This is a genomic window from Serratia sp. CY74737 (assembly GCF_052166775.1).
Classification (GTDB): domain Bacteria; phylum Pseudomonadota; class Gammaproteobacteria; order Enterobacterales; family Enterobacteriaceae; genus Serratia; species Serratia ureilytica.
Window position 1 is genome coordinate 57,996 of the sequence record NZ_JBJNOF010000017.1, and the last position, 24,892, is coordinate 82,887.

The window sequence follows — 24,892 nt, forward strand, 5'->3', positions numbered from 1 at the left end:
GGGGCCTGCGATTAACCGACCAAAAGAGATTCGCTGTGAAAGTGTTGACTGTTTTCGGCACCAGACCTGAAGCCATTAAAATGGCGCCGCTGGTACATGCACTGGCCCAGGATGAGGCCTTTGAAGCAAGAGTCTGCGTAACGGCACAGCATCGTGAGATGTTGGATCAGGTATTGCGGTTGTTCGAGATCACGCCGGATTACGACCTGAACATCATGAAACCCGGCCAGGGGCTAACGGAAATCACCTGTCGCATCCTGGAAGGGCTGAAAGGGGTGCTGGAAGACTTCAAACCGGACGTGGTGCTGGTGCACGGCGATACCACCACCACGCTGGCGACCAGTCTGGCGGCGTTCTATCAACGCATCCCCGTTGGGCATGTCGAAGCCGGGCTGCGTACCGGCAATCTGTATTCTCCCTGGCCGGAAGAGGCCAACCGCAAACTGACCGGCCATCTGGCGATGTACCACTTCGCGCCGACCGAGAACTCGCGCCAAAATCTGCTGCGCGAGCTGCTGCCGGACAACCGCATTTTCGTGACCGGCAATACGGTGATCGACGCGTTGTTCTGGGTGCGCGATCGTGTGATGAGCGATGCTGCGCTGCGCGCCAGCCTGGCGCAGCGTTACCCGTTCCTCGATGTCGACAAAAAACTGATTCTGGTCACCGGCCATCGCCGGGAAAGCTTTGGCGGTGGTTTTGAGCGGATTTGCAGCGCGCTGGCGGAGATCGCCCGCAGCCACCCGGAAGTGCAGGTGGTGTACCCGGTGCATCTCAATCCGAATGTCAGCGAGCCGGTGAATCGCATTTTGAAAGGCATCGACAACGTCATGCTGATCGAGCCGCAGGATTATTTGCCGTTTGTCTATCTGATGACCCACGCTTACATGATCCTCACCGACTCCGGCGGCATTCAGGAAGAGGCGCCCTCGTTAGGCAAGCCGGTGCTGGTGATGCGCGACACCACCGAGCGCCCGGAGGCGGTAGATGCGGGCACGGTGCGCCTGGTCGGCACCGATGTGGCCAAAATTGTTGAAGCGGTGACCCGGCTGCTGACGGACGAAAGCGAATATCACGCGATGAGCCGGGCGCACAACCCATACGGCGACGGGCATGCCTGTCAGCGTATCCTCGAAGCTTTAAAGAATCATCAGGTGACACTATGAGTTTTGACACTATTTCGGTTATCGGCCTGGGTTATATCGGCTTGCCAACGGCGGCGGCGTTTGCTTCCCGCAAGAAAAAAGTGGTGGGCGTAGATGTTAACCAACATGCGGTAGATACCATTAATCGCGGTGCTATCCACATCGTCGAACCGGATCTGGATAAAGTGGTCAAGGATGCCGTCGACGGCGGTTTCCTGCAGGCGGTGACCAAACCGCTGGCGGCCGATGCGTTCCTGATCGCGGTGCCTACGCCGTTCAAGGGCGACCATGAGCCGGATCTGGCCTATGTCGAGGCGGCGGCGAAATCGCTGGCGCCGGTGCTGAAAAAAGGCGATCTGGTGATCCTTGAGTCCACCTCGCCGGTGGGCGCCACTGAACAGATGGCGGCATGGTTGGCGCAGGCGCGCAGCGATCTCAGCTTCCCGCAACAAGCGGGCGAAGCGGCGGACGTGAATATCGCCTATTGCCCGGAGCGCGTGTTGCCGGGGCAGGTGATGGTAGAGCTGATTCAAAACGATCGCGTGATCGGCGGCATGACGCCGAAGTGCTCGGCGCGCGCCAGCGAACTGTACAAGATTTTCCTCGAGGGGGAATGCGTGGTCACCAACTCACGCACTGCCGAGATGTGCAAGCTGACGGAAAACAGCTTCCGTGATGTGAACATCGCCTTTGCTAACGAACTGTCGCTGATTTGCGCCGAACAAGGGATCAACGTCTGGGAACTGATTCGCCTGGCGAACCGTCACCCGCGGGTGAACATTCTGCAGCCTGGCCCAGGCGTCGGCGGCCACTGCATCGCCGTCGATCCGTGGTTTATCGTAGCGCAGAACCCACAGCAGGCGCGCTTGATCCACACCGCGCGTCTGGTAAACGACGGTAAACCGTTGTGGGTAGTCGACCGGGTGAAAGCGGCGGTGGCCGATTGCCTGGCCGCCACCGACAAGCGTGCGTCTGAGGTGACAATCGCCTGCTTCGGCTTGGCCTTCAAGCCGAATATCGACGATCTGCGTGAAAGCCCGGCGGTGGAAGTGGCCCACCTGATCGCCGAATGGCACGCCGGCGAAACGCTGGCGGTGGAACCGAACGTCGAGCAGCTGCCGAAGTCGTTGGCGGGCCATGTGACGTTGACGCCAATCGCCGAAGCGTTGCAGCAGGCCGATGTGATCGTGATGTTGGTCGATCACCAGCAGTTCAAGGCCATCCGGCCGGAAGATGTAAAACAAACATGGGTAATTGATACCAAAGGAGTCTGGCGTTGAAACGTATCTTAGTCACCGGTGGTGCCGGTTTTATTGGTTCTGCAGTTGTGCGGCACATCATCGAGGCCACCGGCGATAGCGTGGTGGTGGTGGATAAGCTGACCTATGCCGGTAACCTGGAGTCGCTGGCGGTAGTGGCCGACAGCGATCGTTATGCCTTCGAGCAGATCGACATCTGCGATCGCGTCGGGTTGGATCGGGTATTCGCCCAGTATCAACCGGATGTAGTGATGCACCTGGCGGCGGAAAGCCACGTCGATCGCTCTATCGACGGCCCGGCGGCGTTTATCGAGACCAACGTGGTTGGCACTTACACGATGCTGGAAGCGGCACGCCATTACTGGCAGCCGTTGGCGGCGGAGAAGAAGCAGGCTTTCCGTTTCCATCATATCTCCACCGACGAAGTGTACGGCGATCTGCACGGCACCGACGATCTGTTCACCGAAACCACGCCATATGCGCCGAGCAGTCCGTATTCCGCCTCCAAGGCGTCGAGCGATCATCTGGTGCGTGCCTGGTTGCGCACCTACGGTTTGCCGACCCTCGTGACTAACTGTTCGAACAACTACGGCCCTTATCACTTCCCGGAGAAGCTGATCCCGCTGGTTATCCTGAATGCCGTCGCCGGTAAACCGCTGCCGGTATACGGCAACGGCGCGCAGGTGCGCGACTGGCTGTATGTCGAGGATCACGCGCGTGCGCTCTATCAGGTGGTGACCGAAGGCGTGGTGGGCGAAACTTACAATATCGGCGGCCATAACGAGCGCAAGAATATCGAAGTGGTGCAGACCATCTGTGACCTGCTGGAAGAACTGGCGCCAAACAAACCCCAGGGCGTGGCGCACTACCGCGATCTGATCACTTACGTTAAGGATCGCCCGGGCCACGACATGCGTTACGCCATCGACGCCGGCAAAATCGATCGTGAGCTGGGCTGGCGCCCGCAGGAAACGTTCGAAAGCGGCATTCGCAAGACGGTAGCCTGGTACCTGGCTAACGAAACCTGGTGGCGCCGGGTGCAAGACGGGTCTTATGCCGGCGAGCGTTTGGGGTTGTCAGATTAATTTAACGCCGCGCCGCCCTGAAGTGGCGCGGCGGGTTTTGGAGTTAGTATGAAAGGTATTATTCTGGCCGGCGGTTCCGGCACGCGTTTGCATCCGATCACGCGCGGCGTCTCGAAACAGCTGTTGCCGATTTACGACAAGCCGATGATCTATTACCCGATGTCGGTGCTGATGCTGGCGGGGATCCGCGATATTTTGATCATCTCGACCCCGGAAGATCTGCCGTCCTTCGAGCGTTTGTTGGGTAACGGCGAACAGTTTGGCGTCAATCTCAGCTACGCTGCGCAGCCTAAGCCTGAAGGCTTGGCCCAGGCGTTCCTGATCGGCGAGGAGTTTATCAACGGCGATTCTTGCTGCCTGGTGTTGGGAGATAACATCTTCTTCGGCCAGTCTTTCAGTCCAAAATTAAAAACCGTCGCGGCTCGTACCGAGGGCGCCACCGTGTTCGGTTATCAGGTCATGGATCCTGAACGCTTTGGCGTGGTGGAGTTTGACGATAACTTCCGTGCGCTGTCGATCGAAGAAAAACCGAAGAAACCGAAATCCGATTGGGCGGTGACCGGCCTGTATTTCTATGATAGCCAGGTGGTGGAGTTTGCCAAGCAGGTGAAGCCTTCCGAGCGCGGCGAGCTGGAAATTACCAGCATCAACCAGATGTATCTGGAGCGCGGTGATCTGACCGTCGAGCTGCTGGGGCGCGGTTTTGCCTGGTTGGACACCGGGACTCACGACAGCCTGCTGGAAGCCAGCAGCTTCGTGCAGACGGTAGAAAAACGCCAGGGCTTTAAAATCGCCTGTCTGGAAGAGATTGCCTGGCGCAACGGTTGGCTGGATGACAAGGGGCTGAAACGCGCCGCCACCTCGTTGTCCAAAACGGGCTACGGCAAGTATTTGCTGGATCTGCTGCATGCACGTCCACGCCACTATTGAGCCTTTGTCATGGGAAAGTGAGTTTTTCGCGCTAGACAGCGCGAAACTCAGTTTCTCCTCCTCAGCTCCGGTTCTGGCTGAGGCCGACGTGGCGGCTTATGCCCTGGTGCAGGCCAAAGTTTCCGCACAGCAATTGGCCTTGGCGGATGGCTTGGCCGATTTAGGCTTCCGCCTGGTTGAGGGCGAGGTCGATTTGGTTTTGGCGCTTGATAACAGACCGATGCTTGAATTTGGTGACCGCGTAAAGGCGATACGCTTCGCGACCGAGGCCGATATCCCCGCATTGCGTAGCGCGGCGGCTCAGGCATTCGCCGCCAGCCGCTTTCGTGCGCCCTGGTATCAACCTGATGACAGCGGCCGGTTTTATGCTTTGTGGATCGAAAAGGCCGTTTTGGGCACCTTCGATCATCAGTGCCTGTTGGCGCTGGACGAACAGGGGCACCCAGAAGGATTCGTCAGCCTGCGCAATTTGGGCGAACGGGAAACACGCATCGGCCTGTTGGCAGCTTTCCCCGGCGCATCCGGCCGGGGGATTGGTTCCAGGCTGATGGCGGCGGCGATCGCCGAATCCCGGCGTCAGGGGATGCAGCACCTGCGGGTCGCGACCCAGATAGGCAATATCGCCGCATTACGACTCTATCAACGACAGGGTGCCGTGATTGAAAGCACCGCGTACTGGTTATACAGAGGTAGACATGATTCCATTTAACGCACCACCGGTTGTTGGCACTGAACTGGAATATATGCAGGCTGCCATGGGCAGCGGCAAGTTGTGCGGCGACGGCGGTTTTACCCGTCGCTGCCAGCAGTGGATGGAACAGCATTTCGGCAGCGCGAAAGTGCTGTTGACGCCTTCCTGCACCGCGTCGTTGGAAATGGCCGCCATCCTGCTGGATATTCAGCCGGGCGACGAAGTGATCATGCCGAGCTTTACCTTCGTTTCAACCGCCAACGCCTTTGTGCTGCGTGGCGCCAAAGTGGTGTTCGTCGATCTGCGTCCGGACACCATGAACATCGACGAAACCAAAATCGAAGCGGCGATTACCGATAAAACCCGCGCGATCGTGCCGGTACACTACGCCGGCGTCGCCTGCGAGATGGATACCATCATGGCGCTGGCGAAGAAATATAACCTGTTCGTGGTGGAAGACGCCGCGCAGGGCGTGATGTCGACCTATAAAGGCAAGGCATTGGGCACCATCGGCCATATCGGCTGCTTCAGCTTCCATGAAACCAAAAACTATACCGCCGGCGGCGAAGGCGGTGCGACGCTGGTGAACGATCCGGCCCTGATCGATCGGGCGGAAGTCATCCGCGAGAAAGGCACCAACCGCAGCCAGTTCTTCCGTGGCCAGGTCGACAAATATACCTGGCGCGACATCGGCTCCAGCTACTTGATGTCTGACCTGCAGGCCGCCTACCTGTGGGGTCAGCTGGAAGTGGCGGAGCGCATCAACCAGCGCCGCCTGTCGCTGTGGCAGAAGTACTACGACAGTTTCCTGCCGTTGGTTCGGTCAGGCCGTATCGAGTTGCCGAGCATTCCGGCGGACTGCGTGCATAACGCGCACATGTTCTATATCAAGCTGCGCGATATCGAAGAGCGCACGGCCTTTATCGACTACCTGAAGGAAGCCGAAATCATGGCCGTGTTCCACTATATCCCGCTGCATGACTGCCCGGCCGGCGAACAGTTTGGCCGCTTTGCCGGCGAAGACCGTTACACCACGCAGGAAAGTGCGCGTCTGGTGCGCTTGCCGCTGTTCTACAATATGTCCGATGTCAATCAGCGTACGGTAATCAATACCATTCTGAGCTTCTTCGCCTGATATGTCGTTGGCAAAAGCATCGATATGGACCGCCGGCTCCACGCTGATCAAAATTGGCGTGGGGCTATTGGTGGTGAAACTGCTGGCGGTGGCGTTTGGCCCCAGCGGCGTGGGGCAGGCGGGTAACTTTCGCCAGTTGATCACCGTGCTGGGCGTGCTGTCCGGCGCGGGCATTTTTAACGGCATCACCAAATACGTGGCGGAGTACCACCAGGACTCGCAGCGTCTGCGTCTGGCGGTCGGCACCGCGTCGAGCATCGTGCTGGGCTTTTCGACCTTGCTGGCGCTGGTGTTTTTGTTCGCCGCCGAGCCGATCAGCATCGGGCTGTTCGGGCATGCCGATTACGTCGGCGTGGTGCGCGCCGTCGCCTTCATTCAGATGGGCATCGCCTACGCCAACCTGTTCATGGCGGTGCTGAAAGGCTATCGCGACGCGATGGGCAACGCGCTGGCGGTGATCGGCGGCAGCCTGATCGGCGTGGTGGCTTATTATCTGTGCTTCAAGCTGGGCGGCTATGAAGGCGCGCTGGCAGGGCTGGCGTTGGTGCCGGCGTTGGTGGTGGTGCCGGCCGGGCTGATGCTGTGGCGGCGCAAAACGTTGCCGCTGCGCTACCTGGCTCCGCGCTGGGACAAAGGGGTGGCCGGCAACCTCGGCAAATTCACCCTCATGGCGTTGATCACCTCGGTGACGCTGCCGGTGGCCTACGTGATGATGCGTAACCTGTTGGCCGCGCATTACGGTTGGGATGAGGTGGGGATCTGGCAAGGCGTCAGCAGCATTTCCGATGCCTATCTGCAGTTTATCACCGCCTCGTTTACCGTCTATCTGCTGCCGACGCTGTCGCGGTTGACGGACAAGGGCGCCATCTCGCGGGAGATCGTGCGCTCGCTGAAATTCGTGCTGCCGGCGGTAGCGGCGGCGAGCTTTACGGTGTGGCTGCTGCGTGATTTCGCCATCTGGCTGCTGTTCTCGGACAAGTTCGTCGCCATGCGCGATCTGTTTGCCTGGCAGCTGGTGGGCGACGTGCTGAAAGTCGGGGCCTATGTGTTCGGCTATTTGGTGATCGCCAAAGCGTCGCTGCGCTTTTATATCCTGACGGAAGTCAGCCAGTTTCTGCTGCTGACGCTGTTCTCGCACTGGCTGATCCCGCTGCGCGGCGCGCTGGGGGCGGCTCAGGCCTATATGGCAACCTACATCGTGTATTTCGCGCTCTGTAGCTGCGTGTTTCTTATTTATCGTAGACGAGTATGACCACACTGATTCACGTTCTGGGATCCGATATCCCGCATCATAACCAGACGGTGCTGCGCTTCTTCAACGACGTGCTGGCGCCGCGTTTGCCGGCTGAGCAGACGCGGCATTTTATGGTGGCGGCCAAGGATGTGGCGGCACTGGGGGATTTCCCCGCCCTGAACATTGAGCCTTACGCCGACAAGAAGAGCCTGGCGGCGGCGGTGATCGCCCGCGCCCAGGCCGATCGCGATGCGCGCTTCTTCCTGCACGGTCAGTTTAACCCGGGGCTGTGGCTGGCGCTGCTGAGCGGCAAGATCAAGGCGCATCAGGTCAGTTGGCATATTTGGGGCGCCGATCTGTATGAAGACGCCACCAGCTGGAAATTTCGGCTGTTTTACCTGCTGCGCCGCATTGCTCAGGGGCGAGTGGGGAACGTGTTCGCCACCCGCGGCGACGTGATCCACTATCAGCAGCGCCATGCGCGGGTGCCGGCCTCGTTGTTGTACTTCCCGACGCGGATGGATCCGGCGCTGACCGACGTTCACGTCGAGAAAAATCTGGCCGGGCCGATGACGATTCTGGTGGGCAACTCCGGCGATCGCAGCAACCGGCATATCGAAGCGCTGCAGGCGATACATCAGCAGTTCGGCGCCGACGTGCGCGTGATCCTGCCGATGGGCTATCCGGCCAATAACGACGCCTACATCGAGCAGGTGCGCGCCGCCGGGTTGCCGCTGTTTGGCGAGAAAAACCTGCAGCTGCTCACGCAGCAGGTGGCGTTTGAGGACTACCTCAACATCCTGCGTGCCTGCGATCTGGGTTATTTCATTTTCAATCGCCAGCAGGGGATAGGCACCCTGTGTCTGCTGATTCAGTTTGGCGTGCCTTTCGTGCTCAGCCGGCAGAACCCGTTCTGGCAGGATTTGGCGGAACAGCACCTGCCGGTGCTGTTCTACGGCGACTCGCTCGACGAGGCGGTGGTGCGCGAAGCGCAGCGTCAGCTGGCGGCGGTGGACAAGCAGACGATCGCCTTCTTTAATCCGAACTATGTCGATGGCTGGCAGCAAGCCCTGGCGCTGGCGGCGGGAGAGCACTCATGACGTTGGCGCAATTCGGCGGTCTGTTCGTCGTCTACCTGGTCAGCCTGACGTTTATTCTGACGCTGACCTACCAGGAGTTTCGGCGCGTGCGCTTTAACTTCAACGTCTTCTTCTCGCTGCTGTATTTGCTGACGTTTTATTTCGGCTTCCCGCTGACCTGTCTGCTGGTGTTTCAGTTTGACGTCGAGGTGGTGCCGGTGGAGTTTCTGCTGTACGCCTTGCTGTCGGCGACGGCGTTTTACGCCATCTATTACGTCACCTACAAGACCCGGCTGCGCAAGCGCCGCTCTCAGCCGCGCGCGGCGCTGTTCACCATGAACCGGGTGGAAACCCATATGACCTGGGTGCTGCTGGCGCTGGTGGCGATCGGGACCGTGGGTATCTTCTTCATGCAGAACGGCTTCCTGCTGTTCAAGCTCAATTCCTACAGCCAGATCTTCTCCAGCGACGTGTCCGGCGTGGCGCTCAAACGGTTCTTCTACTTCTTCATTCCGGCAATGCTGGTGGTCTATTTCCTGCGGCAGGATCTGCGCGCCTGGTTCTTGTTCCTGGTGGCGACGGTGGCGTTCGGCATTTTGACCTACGTGATCGTCGGCGGCACCCGCGCGAATATCATCATCGCCTTCGCGCTGTTCCTGTTTATCGGCATCGTGCGCGGCTGGATCACGCTGTGGATGTTGGCGGCGGCCGGCATATTCGGCGTGGTCGGCATGTTCTGGCTGGCGTTGAAGCGCTACAGCCTGGACGTTAGCGGCGCGGAAGCGTTTTATACCTTCCTCTATCTGACCCGAGACACCTTCTCGCCGTGGGAAAATCTGGCGCTGCTGCTGCAAAATTACGACAAGATCGATTTCCAGGGCCTGGCGCCGATCCTGCGTGATTTCTACGTCTTTATCCCAACGTGGCTATGGCCGGGCCGGCCGGACGTGGTGCTGAACTCGGCCAACTATTTCACCTGGGAAGTGCTGAACAACCACTCCGGGCTGGCGATATCCCCGACGCTGATCGGTTCGCTGGTGGTGATGGGCGGCGCGCTGTTCATCCCGCTCGGCGCGATTCTGGTGGGCATGATCATCAAGTGGTTCGACTGGCTGTATGAGTTGGGCAAAACCGAACCGAACCGCTATAAGGCGGCTATCCTGCAAGGATTCTGCTTCGGCGCGGTGTTCAACATGATCGTGTTGGCGCGCGAAGGGGTGGACTCATTCGTTTCGCGCGTGGTGTTCTTCTGCATTATTTTCGGCGCCTGTCTGGTGCTGGCGAAGTTGCTGTATTGGCTGTTCGATACCGCCGGGCTCATCAAGGCCAGAGTGACGCGCGCCCGCGCGCTGGCCTCTCCCCCACGGGCGGACGGTCTTTTGTAAGGGTAATGACGACGATGGAAACAAAGATTTCGGTGCCGCAGTATGAGCTGCGCGGTTTCAGCCTGTGGGGCTTTCGCGATATGGCGCACTGCATGGACTTTCTGTTCGACGGCGGCCGGGTCAAACAGGGCACGTTGGTGGCCATGAATGCGGAAAAGATCCTGAAGGCGGAAGAGGACCCGGCGCTGCATGCGTTGCTGGATGAAGCGGAGTACAAGTACGCCGACGGCATCAGCATGGTGCGCTCGATTCGCCGCAAATACCCGGCGGCGGACGTTTCGCGCGTCGCGGGCGCCGACCTTTGGGAAGCCTTGATGCAGCGCGCCGGCCGTGAAGGCACGCCGGTCTTCCTGATCGGCGGTAAGCCGGAGGTGCTGGCGGAAACCGAGCAAAAGCTGCGCAGCCAGTGGAATGTCAACCTGGTGGGCAGCCAGGACGGCTATTTCAAACCGGAGCAGCGAGAGGCGCTGTTCGAGCGTATTCGCGCCAGCGGCGCCGCCATCGTGACGGTGGCGATGGGATCGCCGAAGCAGGAGATCCTGATGCGCGACTGCCGCAAGGTGCATCCGCAGGCGCTGTATATGGGCGTAGGCGGCACCTACGACGTGTTTACCGGCCATGTGAAGCGTGCGCCCAAGGTGTGGCAGAACCTCGGTCTGGAGTGGCTTTACCGCCTGCTCAGCCAGCCCAGCCGCATCGGCCGGCAGCTGAAGCTGTTGAAGTTTGTCGGCTACTACTACAGCGGCAAAATGTAATCGGTTATCCGGGGTGGAATGTGTCGGTTCGCCCCGGTCTGCTGTACCAATAATCTGCTTTTGCCTATTTCTCCCGCATATCTATAACCCCCAGCCCTAAACGTCGCCGCATTTATTCCATAAAGTTTTAAATTGCGGTTTGCTTATAGCGACGAAATGCGAAACGATACCGCCCGGAAATTATCCCTGGCCGCTGAAGCCTGATGCGACAGCGCTGAACGATGTTCTTCTCACGGTAACTTCGCTCCGACTACCCGTTGATGCCAACCCGAACGGCAGGGGATGATTTATTCTTTTAATAATGACAATAACGACCGGCAGCGGCCGGCAGGCAAACACAACCCGAGAAAAATTATTGAGGATTTATGGCACACAAAGAGAAACCGCAAGGGCTACACCGAGGCCTTGAGGCCCGGCACATCGAGCTTATCGCTCTCGGGGGCACCATTGGTGTCGGCCTGTTTATGGGATCGGCCAGTACGCTGAAATGGGCCGGGCCGTCGGTACTGCTGGCTTACATCATCGCCGGGCTGTTCGTGTTCTTCATTATGCGTTCGATGGGGGAGATGCTGTTCCTCGAGCCGGTTGCCGGGTCATTCGCCGTTTACGCGCATAAATACATGAATCCCTATTTCGGCTACCTGACCGCCTGGGGGTACTGGTTTATGTGGATCGCCGTCGGCATTTCGGAGATCACCGCCATCGGGGTGTATGTGCAGTTCTGGTTCCCGGAAATACCGCAGTGGGTCCCCGCGCTGATCGCCGTGGCGATGGTGGCGCTGGCCAACCTGGCGGCGGTGCGCCTGTACGGTGAGCTGGAGTTCTGGTTCGCCATGATCAAGGTCACCACCATCATCGTGATGATTTTGGTGGGGCTGGGGGTGATCTTCTTCGGTTTCGGCAACGGCGGTGAACCTATCGGTTTCGCCAATCTGACGGCGCACGGCGGCTTCTTTGCCGGCGGCTGGAAGGGCTTCCTGTTTGCGCTATGCATCGTGGTGGCGTCCTATCAGGGGGTTGAGCTGGTGGGCATTACCGCCGGTGAAGCCAAAAACCCGCAGGTAACGCTGAAACGTGCGATCAACAATATCCTGTGGCGCATCCTGATCTTCTATGTCGGCGCGATCTTCGTCATCGTGACCATCTTCCCGTGGAACGGCATCGGCACTACCGGCAGCCCGTTCGTGCTGACCTTCGCCAAGATCGGCATCGTCGCCGCCGCCGGCATCATTAACTTCGTGGTACTGACCGCCGCGCTTTCCGGTTGCAACAGCGGCATGTACAGCGGCGGCCGCATGCTGTACGCCCTGGCCAAGAATCGCCAACTGCCGGCGGCGCTGACCAAGCTTTCCGCCAGCGGCGTGCCGGTCAACTGCATCGCCGTCACCATCGGCTGCCTGTTGGTGGGCTCCGCGCTGAACTACATCATCCCCAATCCGGAGCAGGTGTTCGTCTATGTCTACAGCGCCAGCGTGTTGCCGGGCATGGTGCCGTGGTTCGTGGTGCTGATAAGCCAACTCTATTTCCGCCGCGCGCACAAGGAAGCGATCAAAAACCACAGCTTTAAGTCGATCATGTTCCCGTATGTGAACTATCTGACCATCGCTTTTCTGGTTTGCGTGCTGGTCGGCATGGGAATCAACCCGGATACGCGAATTTCCCTGCTGGTCGGGGCGATTTTCTTAGCGGGCGTCAGCCTGTGCTACTTCGCTTTCGGCATGCATAAGAAACATCATCCGGCTGAAAATCGGGTAGAAACGCGGCAATAAACGGTGAAAAGGGGCTACGGAGTGCGCTTTCCTGCGCAGGAGTGAGCAAAGCGTAATCAAACGCAACATTTCTGCGAAAAAGCACTAGACAGGATTGGCGTAAATCCGTAGTATCCCCTCCCGCAACGGCGCTACGCGCCCGTAGCTCAGCTGGATAGAGCGCTGCCCTCCGGAGGCAGAGGTCTCAGGTTCGAATCCTGTCGGGCGCGCCATTAAGTTTGTGCGCAGGAGCTGCGGTGGTAATATTACCGCGTGAGTAAGAAGAAGTAGTAATGGTGGCTATAGCTCAGTTGGTAGAGCCCTGGATTGTGATTCCAGTTGTCGTGGGTTCGAGTCCCATTAGCCACCCCACTTCCTAAGTGAAGATTTAGCAGTATTTTGTGACAGTGCGAAGGTGGCGGAATTGGTAGACGCGCTAGCTTCAGGTGTTAGTGTTCTTACGGACGTGAGGGTTCAAGTCCCTCTCTTCGCACCACGCAAAATATCTGATAAATATAAGATTTATATGGACAACGGTCTGATAAATCGGGTAGTATGAGCAACACAAATCGGCGAGTAGCGCAGCTTGGTAGCGCAACTGGTTTGGGACCAGTGGGTCGGAGGTTCGAATCCTCTCTCGCCGACCACCATTCGAAAAACCTGCTTTTAAAGCAGGTTTTTTTTCGCCTGCAGTTTATGAGGATGAGTACCTCCGCAGGAGGTTCGAGCCTCGCGAAGCGAGACAACGTTGCTTTAGCAACGGCCCGCAGGGCGCGCATCAAGGATGCGCGTAATCCTCTCTCGCCGACCACTTTCAAAGAAACCGACGCAAGTCGGTTTTTTTACGCCTGCGGTTTATGAGGATGAGCACCTCCGCAGGAGGTTCGAGCCTCGCGAAGCGAGACGACGTTGCTTTAGCAACGGCCCGCAGGGCGTTACATCCTGGGGCGCGCGTCATCTTTCTCTCGCTGACCAGTTTCAAAGAAACCGACGTAAGTCGGTTTTTTTATTATGAGGGTAAGTCCTTCCCGCCGCGACGAAACGCATAGCGACCAACCCGTGCAGCATTGCACGGGTTTTTGCGTATCTGAACATTGGCATTTTGTCTCAACCGGCACGTGTGTAGGTTTTCAGCGACAATGTGGTTCGACGTTGTCGCCAGGTTGAGACACATAATGCATTGATTTTAAACATTAAAAGTGGCTTTGGCTTAAGTCGTCGTTTTGCGGCGACAGCGTCAGATCGTCCGTGGGTAAAGAACGACAGGGGACGGCATGCTGAGAGAAAGTTAGACGTAAATAAAAATTCAATATTTTCAATCAATTGAATGCTATTTTTTATAGCGACTTTCCTGAAACTGAAAGTTGGCACGCCAAGTGCAATACCTACAGCGTAGATGCTCATTCCATTTCTTATGTTCGCCTTAGGCTTCATAAACCCTGGGAATGACGCAGAGCCGATTTAGGGTGCCTATCGCCCACGAGAACGATGACTAACCCGTCATCACGCTCAGGGCAAAACGTTGAGTGAGGCACCGCCCCTGTTGTCCTAGACCTGATTGCTTCTTTATACACTTGCCATGCGGCAAGTGTTTTTTTTTGCGCTTCAGCAAGCTAACGGGCAAAAAAAAGCGTGGCACCGAGGCCACGCTTTCTCTGCCGGGCGGGCGGTTATTCGCCGCCGTTCTGTTTCAGCGTCAACATCAGTCCTTCACGCCGCATCTGCGCCGCTTCATCCGAACGATGCAGTTTCTCCAGCGTATCGGCCAGCCAGGCGTAATCGTAGGCGTCCGGACGCTGTTTCAGCGCTTCGCGGAAGGCGTCGGCCGCCTGCTGCCACTCGCCGTGCTTCATCAGCAACTGCCCCAGCGTGCTGTTCAACAGCGGCGTCGCGCCGTGCTGCCTCATCTGCTGACGCAGCGCTTTCTCAAGCTGGTCGGGGTTGCCGGACTTCAGCCGTGGCAGCAACAGCACCAGGCGCTCGTCATATTGGCGTTTCAGGCCGTCGAGCACAATCTCCTGCGCCAGTTCGTGGTCGTTGCATTCGATCAGGTGCTCCACCATCGCGATTTGCAGCGGCACTTCGTGACGCGTCTTGCGGCTCTGATCTTTCCACCAGCGCTTCAGGCCTTCGCTGCCTTCGTCCGCCATCGCCTGATTCATCAGCCCGATGTAAGCCTGTTGCTGCAACGCCTGCAGCTGCTCTTCGCTGTGCAGTTCGATTTTACGCATCGACGGCAGCACTTCCAGCAGCGACGCATAGGCGCCGGTGCGCAGATAGGCTTGTTCCGCCAGGCGCAACACTTCCGGATGGCGCGGCGCCTGGTTCAGCAAGCGATCGACGCCGTGGCGCGCGGCGTGGTTCTCGCCCTGCGCCAGCTGGATGCGAACCCGGGTGATATCCACCGGCAGCTGATCGGTATCGGCGGCTTCTGCGGCCCGCTCCAGATACTGATTGGTGCGGAAGTCATCGCCGCGTTGCTGCGCAGCCTCGGCGGCCAGCAGATAGTTCACCACCGGCTGTTCGGCGTGATCGGCGTTGCGCGTCATCAGCTTTTCAACCTGCTTGTAGTCGCCCTCCGCCAGTTTGATCAGCGCGGCTTTGGTTTGCTGACGCGCGCGGGTGCGCTTGCGGCCGATAAACCAACCGCGCGTGCGGGCGCCGGTACGGAAGATGCGGCGCAGGATCCACTCGATCGCCAGCAGCACCACGAACAGCAGCACCAACATGATCACCAGGCCGGTGACGCTGGTTTCAATATTGTAGTTATCGGTCTGGATCAGCACATAGCCCTGATGCCCGGCCAACATCGGCCCGAGCACCACGCTGGCGATCACCACCAGGAACAGAAATAGCACGCGTAACATGGCTTAACCCTCCTGATGAGCGGCAGGGGACTGGGTCATCAGGTTGCGCACCCGGGTCTGCATCACTTTTTCGAGCAGCGGCTGGCTTTTCAGCTGATCCGGCACGTCCATCGAGATCGACTGTTGGCTCAGGCTGTCCAGCTCTTCAAGGAAGGCCTTGGTCGCCGGATCGGTGGTGTCGAAATAGGCGCGCACCCAGGTGGAGACGGTTTCCAGCGACTGCTTGTAGGTCTCGTTCTGGTGACGCGGAATGGCCTGTGCGGCCACCAGCAGGCGCGAACGGATGTTTTCGCGCAGGTAGATGTCCTGATTCGGGGCCAGCAGCGGTTCGGCGCTGGTATCGCGACGGCGGATGGTGATGAAGTCGGCCATGAAATTGCGCCAGCTCTTGGCCAGGTTCTGCCGCCATTCGCCGATCGAGCCGGAGAGCTCGCTGCTGTTTTGATCCATCGGCGCTTCGTCGGTGTCGTTATCGGCCAGGCGCAGGTTATCCACCTGATTGGACAGCTGATTGACCTTGAGGATGATGCCGTCGTAATCGACCTGGGTCAGCGTAGAAAGCGTGCTGATGTCTTCGGTAATGGCGCGGCGCACGTCCAGCAGGCTCGGATCGTTCATGTCCGCCAGGCTGGCGTCGGCGCTTTTCAGCAGCGCGGCGGCGCTGGTCACGTCCTGATCGCTCCATAGCTTGCGGCCGGCCATTTTCACCAGGAAATCGGCCTGCGCCAGCAGCCAGGTTTTGGCGTCGCTGCCGGAGATGGTCGCCACTTTTTCCTGCAGCTCGCTCAGTTGGCGCGCCAGGTTCGCCTGCTCGCGATCGGCGGCGTCCAGGGTTTTACCCTGCTGTTGCAACAAGCCTTCCAGCGCATTTCTTTCCTGCTGCTGGCTCTGCTTCACGCCGTCAAGCTGCTGCTGCAGCGCCTGATTGGCGGCGATCAGCTGTTGTGCCTGCTTGTGCGTATGATAATAACCGCCCGCGCCGAGGGCGATGACCAGCACGATAGCGATCGCGCCGAGCACCGGGCCGGTGTTCTTGCCTTTGCGGCTGGCAGCGGCTGGCTGCTGGGAGCTCTCAACCGCGGTGGTGGGTTCTTCAACCGGGGCGGCTGGGGTATTTTGTTCCGTCATAGTGGCACATCCCATAGTCAGATTATTGTAGCGCGCGGATCAGCGCGTCATTATCGGCGTTGTCAGCTACCCGAATCGTACGCCAGCCCAATTCCCGGGCGAGGGTAGCCAGGCGTTCGCTCACTACTACCAGGCGGCAACGCAGCAGCCATGAAGAACGATAGTAATCAGGAACTAAAGTATAGAGCTGTTGTAACATTTCACCGCTGGTCACCACCAGCGTATCCACACCGGCGCGCTGCCAGTGGGCGCTTTGCTCGCTGCCGTCGTAGTGCACCGGGCTGCGTTGATAGCATTCATAATAGCTGACGTCGGCGCCGCGCTCGCTCAGCGTCGACCCCAACAGTTCGCGGCCGCCGTTGCCGCGTAAAATCAGCGCGCGTTTGCCCGCCAATTTTTGCAGCGCCGGCAGCAGCAGCAGCGTTTCGCTGATCTCGCGTTCGCGCGGGTATTCCACCGGCAAACTGCTGATGCGGTGCAGCGCCAGCCCGGTGGTGCGGCCGATGGCGTAATAAGCCAGGTGAGCGGGCCAGCTCAGCCCGGCGCGGCCGATAACCGAATCGGCATAACTCACCGAATGTTGCGACAGCACGAACACCAGATCGCCGGCGCTAAGCTGCTGCAACGCCTGCGGCAGCTGCGGCAGATCGCCGCCCGGCGCGAAGTCGATCAGCGGTGCATGATAGGCAACCCGGCCGAGTGCGCGCAGCCGGCTCACTAACAGCTCCCCCGAAGGCGATGGGCGGGTTACCAGGATCGTCATGCCGGCGGATTTCCCTGATAAACCTCGCGCAGGATCTCGCGCGCGCCGCGCGCCAGCAACTCTTCCGCCAGCTCAACGCCCATCCGTTCGGCCTCGGCGGCCGGGCCGCGGCGTTCGCCGCGCACCATCTGGCTGCCGTCCGGCGCGCCGACCAGGGCGCGCAGCCACAGGCTGTCGCCATCCAGTTCGGCATAGCTGCCGATCGGCACCTGGCAGCCGCCTTCCAGGCGGGTGTTCATCGCCCTCTCGGCGCGCACGCGGGTTTCGGTGGCCGCATGGTTCAGCGGCGCCAGCAGCGCGCGGGTGACGCTGTCGTCGAGACGGCATTCAATGCCGACCGCACCCTGGCCGACCGCCGGCAGGCACTCTTCGGCGCTCAGCGGGCTGCGGATGCGTTGCTCCAGGCCTAAACGCTTCAGGCCGGCCACCGCCAGGATAATCGCGTCGTAGTCGCCGTTGTCCAGCTTGGCCAGGCGAGTGCCGACGTTACCGCGCAGGTCACGCACGACAAGATCCGGGCGGCGTTCACGCAGCTGGCACTGACGGCGCAGGCTGGAGGTGCCGACCACGCTGCCCAGCGGCAGCTGATCGAGCGAGGCGAAACGATTGGAAACAAAAGCGTCGCGCGGATCTTCGCGTTCGCAAATGGTGGTCAAACCGAGCCCGGCAGGGAAATCGACCGGCACGTCTTTCATCGAATGCACGGCGATGTCGGCGCGGCCTTCCAGCAGCGCGAGCTCGAGTTCTTTAACAAACAGGCCTTTACCGCCGACTTTCGCCAACGGCGTATCCAGAATAACGTCGCCGCGGGTGACCATCGGCACCAACTCGACCTGCAGGCCGGGATGGCAGGCCATCAGACGTTGCTGCACATAATGTGCTTGCCAAAGTGCAAGCGGGCTTTGTCGGGTGGCAATTCGAATAATTTTGTCTAACATGCTTGTTACCGTTTTTATATTTCGCCATCCATCCTACCACTGAGAGTCAATACTGTCAGTGCAAGAAGCCGGAGGCGGAAAAAGGACAACGGAATCAAAGGGACGTGTGATGTGCTTTGGGGCAGTTAACACTGCGGGTAAATCGTTTAGGGAAGCGCTACAATAATTGTGAAGCGTTACCTCCTTTACGGTCAATCAGCAAGGTGTTAAATTGATCACGTTTCCAGCAATAAGTCGCCAAATATTCTTCTTACACTAACGGCGCTTATGGAATACGGGTTTTTTTCTAAACACCGGGATAATCAGGCGAGACGTCTTGTACCTCTACATCGAGACATTGAAGCAGAGACTGGATGCGATCAATCAGCTACGCGTCGATCGCGCCCTGGCGGCTATGAAGCCCGCGTTTCAACGGGTATACAGTCTGCTGCCCACCTTACTGCACCACCACCACCCGCTGATGCCGGGTTACCTGAACGGTAACGTTCCCCACGGCATTTGCCTCTACACGCCTGATGAAACTCAACAAGATTACCTGAACGATTTAGAAGACAAATGGGGCAGCCCGTTTGACAAACCGGCCAGCGGCGAGCTGCCGATCACCGGCGTCTATTCGATGGGCAGCACCTCGTCTATCGGCCAAAGCTGCAGCTCGGATCTCGACATCTGGGTCTGCCACCAGTCCTGGCTGGACAACGAAGAACGCACCCGCCTGCAGCAAAAATGCAGCCTGCTTGAGAAGTGGGCCGCGTCGATGGGGGTGGAAGTCAGCTTCTTCCTGATCGACGAAAACCGTTTCCGCCATAATGAAAGCGGCAGCCTGGGCGGCGAAGACTGCGGCTCGACGCAGCACATCCTGTTACTGGACGAGTTCTACCGCACCGCGGTGCGCCTGGCCGGTAAACGCATCCTGTGGAACATGGTGCCGGGCGAAGAAGAAGCGCACTACGATGAATACGTGCTGTCGCTGTACGCGCAGGGCGCGCTGACGCCGAACGAGTGGCTGGATCTCGGCGGCCTGAGTTCGCTGTCGGCGGAAGAGTACTTCGGCGCCAGCCTGTGGCAGCTGTACAAGAGCATCGATTCGCCCTACAAGGCGGTGCTGAAAACACTGCTGTTGGAGGCCTATTCCTGGGAATACCCCAATACCCAACTGCTGGCGACGGACATCAAACATCGCCTGCACCAGGGCGAGATCGTCAGCTTCGGGCTCGACGCCTACTGCATGATGCTCGAGCGCGTCACCCGCTACCTCACCGACATCAACGACACCACCCGCCTCGATTTGGCCCGTCGCTGTTTCTACCTGAAAGTGTGTGAAAAGCTGTCGCTGGCCAAGGCCTGCGTCGGCTGGCGGCGCGAGATCCTCAGCCAATTGGTCAGCGAGTGGGGCTGGAGCGAAGAGCGTCTGGCGATGCTGGACAACCGCGCCAACTGGAAGATCGAGCGAGTGCGCGAAGCGCACAACGAACTGCTCGACGCGATGATGCAGAGCTACCGCAACCTGATCCGTTTCGCCCGCCGCAACAACCTCAGCGTCAGCGCCAGCCCGCAGGATATCGGCGTGCTGACCCGCAAACTGTATGCGGCGTTCGAAGCGCTGCCCGGCAAGGTGACGTTGGTGAACCCGCAGATCTCGCCGGATCTGTCGGAAAACGATTTAACCTTTATTCATGTGCCGGTTGGCCGCGCCAACCGCACCGGCTGGTACCTGTACAATCAGGCGCCGGCCATGGATTCGATCGTCAGCCATCAGCCGCTGGAATATAACCGCTACCTGAACAAGCTGGTGGCCTGGGCCTATTTCAACGGCCTGCTGACGCCGCAGACCCGCCTGCACATCAAGAGCGGCAATCTGTGTGACACCGCCAAGCTGCAGGAGCTGGTGGCCGACGTTTCCCATCACTTCCCGCTGCGCCTGCCAGCACCGACGCCGAAAGCGTTGTACAGCCCGTGCGAGATTCGCCATCTGGCGATCATCGTCAATCTGGAAAACGATCCGACCGCCGCCTTCCGCAATCAGGTGGTGCACTTCGATTTCCGCAAGCTGGACGTGTTCAGCTTCGGCCAGCAGCAGCAGTGTTTGGTCGGCAGCATCGATCTGCTGTACCGCAACTCTTGGAACGAAGTGCGTACCCTGCATTTCAGCGGCGAGCAGTCGGTGCTGGAAGCATTGAAAACCATTCTCGGCAAAATGCACCAAGACGCCGCACCACCGGAGTCGGTGGAAGTGTTCTGCTACAGCCAGCACCTGCGCGGCCTGATCCGCACCCGTATTCAGCAACTGGTATCGGAGTGCATCGAGCTGCGCCTGTCCAGTACCCGGCTGGAACCCGGCCGCTTCAAGGCGGTGCGCGTCGCCGGGCAGACCTGGGGGCTGTTCTTCGAGCGCCTGAGCGTGTCGGTGCAGAAGCTGGAGAACGCGGTGGAGTTTTACGGCGCCATCTCCAACAACAAGCTGCACGGCCTGTCTATCAAGGTGGAAACCGATCAGGTGCATCTGCCGCCGGTAGTGGACGGCTTCGCCAGCGAGGGGATCATCCAGTTCTTCTTCGAAGACACCTCAGACGACAAGGGCTTCAACATCTATATTCTGGATGAGTCGAATCGGGTGGAGGTGTATCACCACTGCGAGGGCAGCAAAGAGGAGCTGGTGCGCGACGTCAGCCGCTTCTATTCCTCGTCGCACGACCGCTTTACCTACGGCTCCAGCTTCATCAACTTCAACCTGCCGCAGTTCTATCAAATCGTGCAGCTCGACGGGCGCACGCAGGTGATCCCGTTCCGCAGCAACGTGCTGTCCAGCCTGTGCGTGACGGTGGCCGACGGCGCCGCTCAGCCGCTGAAGCAGCAGTTCCAGCTGCATTGACGCCGCAAGGGCTCGGTTGCCGAGCCCTGCTTAGCCTCAGGAAAAACGCAGTTCCTCGCCGGCCTGCGCGCTGGCCGCTTCGCTGAGCAGTTGGTAAAACGGCTGCCCGCTGCGATCGCATACCCAGACGCCGTCGCGGTAGTTGAAGTGGTAACCGCCGGCCTTAGTGGCGAGCCACACCTGGTGCAGCGGCTCCTGGCGGTTGATGACGATTTTGGTGCCGTTTTCGAAGCTCAGCGTCATCACGCCGCCATTGGTTTCGTAATCGATATCCGCATCGCCGTCAAAATCGTCCAGTGTCTCTTCAATATTCAGCATCAGCTGGTCGGCCAACTGGTGAAACTCACTGTCGTTCATATTCAATTCCTATTGCTTTTCATGATCCACCTGCGATTATAGAGACCTTGGACGCATGAATTACAGGCATTAATGCAAATGAAAAAACAACTACGCTATGCGCTGATGGCCGTTCTGGTTACCGGCCTCGCCGGCTGTGGTCTGAAAGGCCCGCTTTACTTCCCACCTGCCGACTCCGCCGGCCAAAAACCGGCCAAACCGCCGGTGCAAACGGGCGATCAGGTGCAAAAGAACCAGCAGGAGCAGTCTGGCTCTCAGCAAAAACCGTCGATGGTTGCCCAGTAACACCCGGTTTGCGGTGGCGAGCGCCGCCGCAAAATCAAGACGGATAGCGCGTCCAGATAGCGGAGTATGATATGCAGTTCTCCAAAATGCACGGTCTGGGCAACGACTTTATGGTGGTCGATGCCGTTACACAGAATGTCTATTTTTCACCTGAGCTGATCCGCCGGCTGGCCGATCGGCACCTGGGCGTCGGCTTTGACCAGATGCTGGTGGTAGAACCGCCTTACGATCCCGAGCTGGATTTTCACTACCGAATTTTTAACGCCGACGGCAGCGAAGTGGCGCAGTGCGGCAACGGCGCGCGCTGTTTCGCGCGCTTTGTGCGGCTGAAAGGGTTGACCAACAAGCGCGATATCCGCGTCAGCACCCAAACCGGGCGCATGGTGCTCAGCGTCACCGACGACGATCTGGTGTGCGTCAATATGGGCGAGCCGAATTTCGATCCGCAGGCGGTGCCGTTCCGCGCCGCCAAGGCGGAAAAGACCTACATCATGCGCGCGGCGGAACATACCGTGCTGTGCGGCGTGGTGTCGATGGGCAACCCGCATTGTGTTTTGCAGGTGGATGATGTAAAAACCGCCAAGGTGGAGCTGCTTGGACCGGTGCTGGAGGGGCACGAGCGCTTCCCGGAACGGGCCAACATCGGCTTTATGCAAGTGGTTAGCCGCGATCACATCAAGCTGCGCGTTTACGAGCGCGGCGCCGGTGAAACGCAGGCCTGCGGCAGCGGCGCCTGTGCGGCGGTGGCGGTAGGGATCCAACAGGAATTGCTGTCAGAAGAGGTGCATGTAGAACTGCCGGGCGGCAGCCTGCATATTCGCTGGAAAGGGCCGGGCAATCCGCTGTTTATGACCGGTCCGGCAACCCATGTCTATGACGGATTTATTCATCTATGAAAAGCGTAGAAGAACAGAGCGTCGCCGGCCTGGCGCTGGATGACGACGCCGTGATGCAGTACCTGCTGCAGAACCCGGATTTCTTTATTCGCAACGCGCGCCAGGTTGAGCAGATGCGCGTGCCTCACCCGGTGCGCGGCACCGTTTCGCTGGTGGAATGGCATCTGGCTCGTCAGCGCAATCACATCGAACGGCTGGAAGAAGAGATCACGCTGTTGATGGAGCAGGCCAGCGCCAACGAAGGGCTGTTCGCCAGGCTGCTGCACCTGCAGGCCGATCTGGCCACCGCCGACAGCCTGCAGGACATGCTAAACCGGCTGCAGCGCTGGGCGCGCGGCTTCGGTTTGGCCGGCGCCACGGTTCGGCTGTTCGCCGAGCGCTGGAATATCGGCGCGCCTTCCGATTTCACCCACCTGGCGCTGACGCGTTCGGCGTTCGAACCGTTCCGCATTCAGCGGCTGGGCAGCGAACAACACTATCTCGGCAGCCTGAACGGCCCCGAGCTGCTGCTGCTGTTGCCGCAGGCCAAACAGATTGGCCAAATTGGCTCGGTGGCGCTGTCGATGTTGGGCGACGACGGCGAGCTGGGCATGGTGATCTTCAGCAGCCGCGATACGCAACATTATCAGCAGGGCATGGGCACGGTGATGCTCAATCAGCTGGCGCGCATGCTGCCGGCGCTGCTGGAACGCTGGATCGAACGCGCATGACGCCGATTGCGCCCAGCCTGCAGCAGCCGGTGGACGCTTTTCTGCGTTATCTCAAGGTAGAACGGCAACTCAGCCCGCTGACGCAGCTCAGCTATTCACGCCAGCTGACGGCGCTGATGCGCCTGGCGCAGGAGATCGGCGTCACCGACTGGACGACGCTGGACGCCGCCCGGGTGCGCATGCTGGCGGCGCGCAGCAAACGCGCCGGTCTGCAGTCCGCCAGCCTGGCGCTGCGGCTCTCTTCGTTGCGTAGCTTCCTCGATTGGCTGGTCAGCCAGGGCGTGCTGCACGCCAACCCCGCCAAGGGCATCCGCACGCCGCGCAGCGGCCGCCATCTGCCGAAAAACATCGACGTTGATGAAATGAACCAGCTGCTGGAGATCGATCTCAACGATCCGCTGGCGGTGCGCGATCGCGCCATGCTGGAGGTGATGTACGGCGCCGGCCTGCGCCTCTCCGAGCTGGTGGGGCTGGATTGCCGCCATGTCGATATGGCGGTGGGCGAGGTGTGGGTGATGGGGAAAGGCAGCAAAGAGCGCAAACTGCCGATTGGGCGCACCGCCGTCACCTGGCTGGAACACTGGCTGGCGATGCGCGATCTGTTTGGGCCGCAGGACGACGCCATGTTCCTGTCCAATCAGGGGCGACGCATCTCGACGCGCAACGTGCAAAAACGCTTCGCCGAATGGGGCGTGAAGCAGGGCGTCAATAGCCATATCCATCCGCACAAGCTGCGCCACTCCTTCGCCACCCATATGCTGGAGTCCAGCGGCGATCTGCGCGCGGTGCAGGAGCTGCTCGGCCACGCCAACCTGACCACCACGCAAATTTATACCCACCTCGACTTTCAACATCTGGCGAACGTGTACGATGCCGCGCATCCGCGCGCCAAACGGGGGAAATCCTGATGCATTTTTATCGCCCGCTGCGCCCGCTGGCGGCGCTGACTTTCGATCTGGACGACACGCTGTATGACAACCGTCCGGTGATCCGGCAAACCGAGCAGCAGTCGGTGGCCTTCCTGCAGAGCTACCATCCCGGCCTGAACGGCTTCCAGTCGGCGGATTTCCACCGCCTGCGCCAGGAACTGCGCGAGCAGGATCCGGAGATCTACCACGACGTCACCCAGTGGCGCTGGCGCGCCATTCATCTGGCGTTGAGCCGGCAGGGGCTGCGCGACGCCGAAGCGGCGATCGGGGCCGATGCGGCGATGCAGAATTTCGCGCTGTGGCGCAGCCGTATTGAGGTGCCGGAAGCGACCCATGCCACGCTGAAGGCGCTGGCGGCGCGCTACCCGCTGGTGGCGATCACCAACGGCAACGCCGATCCGGCGCAGTGCGGCCTGGACGGCTACTTTCAGTTTGTGCTGCGTTCCGGGCCGGACGGGCGCGCCAAGCCGTATCAGGACATGTATCACCTGGCCGTCGAGCGGCTGGGTGTGGCGCCCGAGCAGATCCTGCACGTGGGCGACGATCTGACCACCGACGTGGCCGGCGCGCTGCGCGCGGGGCTGCAGGCCTGTTGGATCAACGATCGGCAACGCAGCCTGATGCAGGCCGCCGACAGCCGCCTGCTGCCGCATATTGAGATTTCGCAGTTGGCATCGCTGACAGCATTGTTATAATCCCTGCCA

Annotated in this window: 23 protein-coding genes, 4 tRNA genes and 2 other RNA genes; 23 read left to right on the top strand and 6 right to left on the bottom strand. The window is 59.6% G+C overall.

The genetic code is table 11. The features are described from left to right. Window positions 1-35 precede the first annotated feature (35 nt). The 17 genes from wecB to ACJ8PE_RS21800 all read left to right on the top strand — a co-directional run bounded on the left by wecB (window position 36) and on the right by ACJ8PE_RS21800 (window position 13,420). Complete coding sequence (gene wecB / locus ACJ8PE_RS21720; RefSeq protein WP_197792962.1) at window positions 36-1,166, top strand: non-hydrolyzing UDP-N-acetylglucosamine 2-epimerase; 1,131 nt, start codon at window positions 36-38, stop codon at window positions 1,164-1,166. Beyond that, window positions 1,163-2,425, top strand: coding sequence for a UDP-N-acetyl-D-mannosamine dehydrogenase (gene wecC / locus ACJ8PE_RS21725; protein WP_197792961.1), 1,263 nt, complete (start codon window positions 1,163-1,165; stop codon window positions 2,423-2,425). The genes wecB and wecC overlap by 4 nt, the downstream gene beginning before the upstream one ends. Then, window positions 2,422-3,489: a dTDP-glucose 4,6-dehydratase gene (rffG, locus tag ACJ8PE_RS21730; RefSeq protein ID WP_182265646.1), complete on the top strand. Its 1,068-nt coding sequence runs from the start codon at window positions 2,422-2,424 to the stop codon at window positions 3,487-3,489. The genes wecC and rffG overlap by 4 nt, the downstream gene beginning before the upstream one ends. A gap of 48 nt (window positions 3,490-3,537) precedes the next feature. Then, entirely contained in the window at window positions 3,538-4,419 is an 882-nt protein-coding gene (gene rfbA / locus ACJ8PE_RS21735; RefSeq protein WP_047025962.1) for a glucose-1-phosphate thymidylyltransferase RfbA, read from the top strand. Continuing rightward, window positions 4,397-5,128: a dTDP-4-amino-4,6-dideoxy-D-galactose acyltransferase gene (gene rffC, locus ACJ8PE_RS21740; protein ID WP_172755643.1), complete on the top strand. Its 732-nt coding sequence runs from the start codon at window positions 4,397-4,399 to the stop codon at window positions 5,126-5,128. Before rfbA ends, rffC begins: the two co-directional genes overlap by 23 nt. After that, the gene (rffA, locus tag ACJ8PE_RS21745; RefSeq protein ID WP_033631478.1) at window positions 5,115-6,245 is read left to right on the top strand and encodes a dTDP-4-amino-4,6-dideoxygalactose transaminase; all 1,131 of its coding nucleotides are present in this window, start codon (window positions 5,115-5,117) and stop codon (window positions 6,243-6,245) included. Before rffC ends, rffA begins: the two co-directional genes overlap by 14 nt. A gap of 1 nt (window position 6,246) precedes the next feature. Then, window positions 6,247-7,497: a lipid III flippase WzxE gene (gene wzxE / locus ACJ8PE_RS21750; RefSeq protein ID WP_042783443.1), complete on the top strand. Its 1,251-nt coding sequence runs from the start codon at window positions 6,247-6,249 to the stop codon at window positions 7,495-7,497. Next, on the top strand, window positions 7,494-8,579 hold the full coding sequence (locus ACJ8PE_RS21755; protein ID WP_033645035.1) for a TDP-N-acetylfucosamine:lipid II N-acetylfucosaminyltransferase: 1,086 nt from the start codon (window positions 7,494-7,496) through the stop codon (window positions 8,577-8,579). The genes wzxE and ACJ8PE_RS21755 overlap by 4 nt, the downstream gene beginning before the upstream one ends. After that, window positions 8,576-9,943: an ECA oligosaccharide polymerase gene (gene wzyE, locus ACJ8PE_RS21760; RefSeq protein WP_033631481.1), complete on the top strand. Its 1,368-nt coding sequence runs from the start codon at window positions 8,576-8,578 to the stop codon at window positions 9,941-9,943. Before ACJ8PE_RS21755 ends, wzyE begins: the two co-directional genes overlap by 4 nt. A 14-nt stretch (window positions 9,944-9,957) precedes the next feature. Next, window positions 9,958-10,698: a lipopolysaccharide N-acetylmannosaminouronosyltransferase gene (gene wecG, locus ACJ8PE_RS21765; protein ID WP_197760377.1), complete on the top strand. Its 741-nt coding sequence runs from the start codon at window positions 9,958-9,960 to the stop codon at window positions 10,696-10,698. Between the two features lie 365 nt (window positions 10,699-11,063). Further along, window positions 11,064-12,467, top strand: a complete 1,404-nt coding sequence (thrP, locus tag ACJ8PE_RS21770; protein WP_004934226.1) for a bifunctional threonine/serine APC transporter ThrP — start codon at window positions 11,064-11,066, stop codon at window positions 12,465-12,467. 135 nt (window positions 12,468-12,602) lie between these two features. After that, window positions 12,603-12,679, top strand: a tRNA-Arg gene (locus tag ACJ8PE_RS21775). Window positions 12,680-12,742: 63 nt separating this feature from the next. Further along, window positions 12,743-12,818: transfer RNA gene (locus tag ACJ8PE_RS21780), tRNA-His, on the top strand. Between the two features lie 37 nt (window positions 12,819-12,855). Next, window positions 12,856-12,942, top strand: a tRNA-Leu gene (locus tag ACJ8PE_RS21785). A gap of 74 nt (window positions 12,943-13,016) precedes the next feature. Beyond that, window positions 13,017-13,093 (top strand) — tRNA-Pro (locus tag ACJ8PE_RS21790). A gap of 35 nt (window positions 13,094-13,128) precedes the next feature. Further along, window positions 13,129-13,257, top strand: a non-coding RNA gene (locus ACJ8PE_RS21795) — RtT sRNA. Between the two features lie 34 nt (window positions 13,258-13,291). Continuing rightward, a non-coding RNA gene (locus ACJ8PE_RS21800) (RtT sRNA) lies at window positions 13,292-13,420 on the top strand. Window positions 13,421-13,553: 133 nt separating this feature from the next. Here ACJ8PE_RS21800 and ACJ8PE_RS21805 read toward each other — a convergent pair. From ACJ8PE_RS21805 to hemC, 5 genes are all read right to left on the bottom strand, one after another. Next, entirely contained in the window at window positions 13,554-13,850 is a 297-nt protein-coding gene (locus tag ACJ8PE_RS21805) for a hypothetical protein (RefSeq protein ID WP_404769114.1), read from the bottom strand. 266 nt (window positions 13,851-14,116) lie between these two features. Then, a complete protein-coding gene (hemY, locus tag ACJ8PE_RS21810; protein ID WP_197792960.1) occupies window positions 14,117-15,313 on the bottom strand; it encodes a protoheme IX biogenesis protein HemY in 1,197 nt (398 codons plus the stop codon). A 3-nt stretch (window positions 15,314-15,316) separates the two neighbouring features. Further along, a complete protein-coding gene (hemX, locus tag ACJ8PE_RS21815) occupies window positions 15,317-16,441 on the bottom strand; it encodes a uroporphyrinogen-III C-methyltransferase (protein WP_033645029.1) in 1,125 nt (374 codons plus the stop codon). Window positions 16,442-16,463: 22 nt separating this feature from the next. Continuing rightward, window positions 16,464-17,204, bottom strand: coding sequence for a uroporphyrinogen-III synthase (gene hemD / locus ACJ8PE_RS21820; protein WP_273873448.1), 741 nt, complete (start codon window positions 17,202-17,204; stop codon window positions 16,464-16,466). Continuing rightward, entirely contained in the window at window positions 17,201-18,142 is a 942-nt protein-coding gene (gene hemC / locus ACJ8PE_RS21825) for a hydroxymethylbilane synthase (protein ID WP_047573146.1), read from the bottom strand. Before hemC ends, hemD begins: the two co-directional genes overlap by 4 nt. Before the next feature lie 316 nt (window positions 18,143-18,458). Between hemC and ACJ8PE_RS21830 the strand changes: the two genes are divergently transcribed. Then, window positions 18,459-21,011 (top strand): class I adenylate cyclase, encoded by a 2,553-nt coding sequence (locus ACJ8PE_RS21830; RefSeq protein WP_019452546.1) that lies wholly within the window; start codon window positions 18,459-18,461, stop codon window positions 21,009-21,011. Between the two features lie 36 nt (window positions 21,012-21,047). On the opposite strand, the gene cyaY is transcribed toward ACJ8PE_RS21830, so the two are convergent. Beyond that, the gene (gene cyaY, locus ACJ8PE_RS21835; protein WP_094141601.1) at window positions 21,048-21,368 is read right to left on the bottom strand and encodes an iron donor protein CyaY; all 321 of its coding nucleotides are present in this window, start codon (window positions 21,366-21,368) and stop codon (window positions 21,048-21,050) included. Between the two features lie 78 nt (window positions 21,369-21,446). Here cyaY and lptM point away from each other — a divergent pair, with 78 nt between their 5' ends. The 5 genes from lptM to yigB all read left to right on the top strand — a co-directional run bounded on the left by lptM (window position 21,447) and on the right by yigB (window position 24,883). Continuing rightward, window positions 21,447-21,653 (top strand): LPS translocon maturation chaperone LptM, encoded by a 207-nt coding sequence (gene lptM / locus ACJ8PE_RS21840; protein ID WP_080273427.1) that lies wholly within the window; start codon window positions 21,447-21,449, stop codon window positions 21,651-21,653. Between the two features lie 71 nt (window positions 21,654-21,724). Next, window positions 21,725-22,549, top strand: a complete 825-nt coding sequence (gene dapF / locus ACJ8PE_RS21845; RefSeq protein WP_004934244.1) for a diaminopimelate epimerase — start codon at window positions 21,725-21,727, stop codon at window positions 22,547-22,549. Then, complete coding sequence (locus ACJ8PE_RS21850; protein ID WP_033645022.1) at window positions 22,546-23,259, top strand: DUF484 domain-containing protein; 714 nt, start codon at window positions 22,546-22,548, stop codon at window positions 23,257-23,259. Before dapF ends, ACJ8PE_RS21850 begins: the two co-directional genes overlap by 4 nt. Further along, entirely contained in the window at window positions 23,256-24,167 is a 912-nt protein-coding gene (gene xerC / locus ACJ8PE_RS21855; protein WP_197760374.1) for a tyrosine recombinase XerC, read from the top strand. Before ACJ8PE_RS21850 ends, xerC begins: the two co-directional genes overlap by 4 nt. Continuing rightward, window positions 24,167-24,883 (top strand): 5-amino-6-(5-phospho-D-ribitylamino)uracil phosphatase YigB, encoded by a 717-nt coding sequence (yigB, locus tag ACJ8PE_RS21860; protein ID WP_033636653.1) that lies wholly within the window; start codon window positions 24,167-24,169, stop codon window positions 24,881-24,883. Before xerC ends, yigB begins: the two co-directional genes overlap by 1 nt. The last annotated feature ends 9 nt before the right edge of the window (window positions 24,884-24,892 follow it).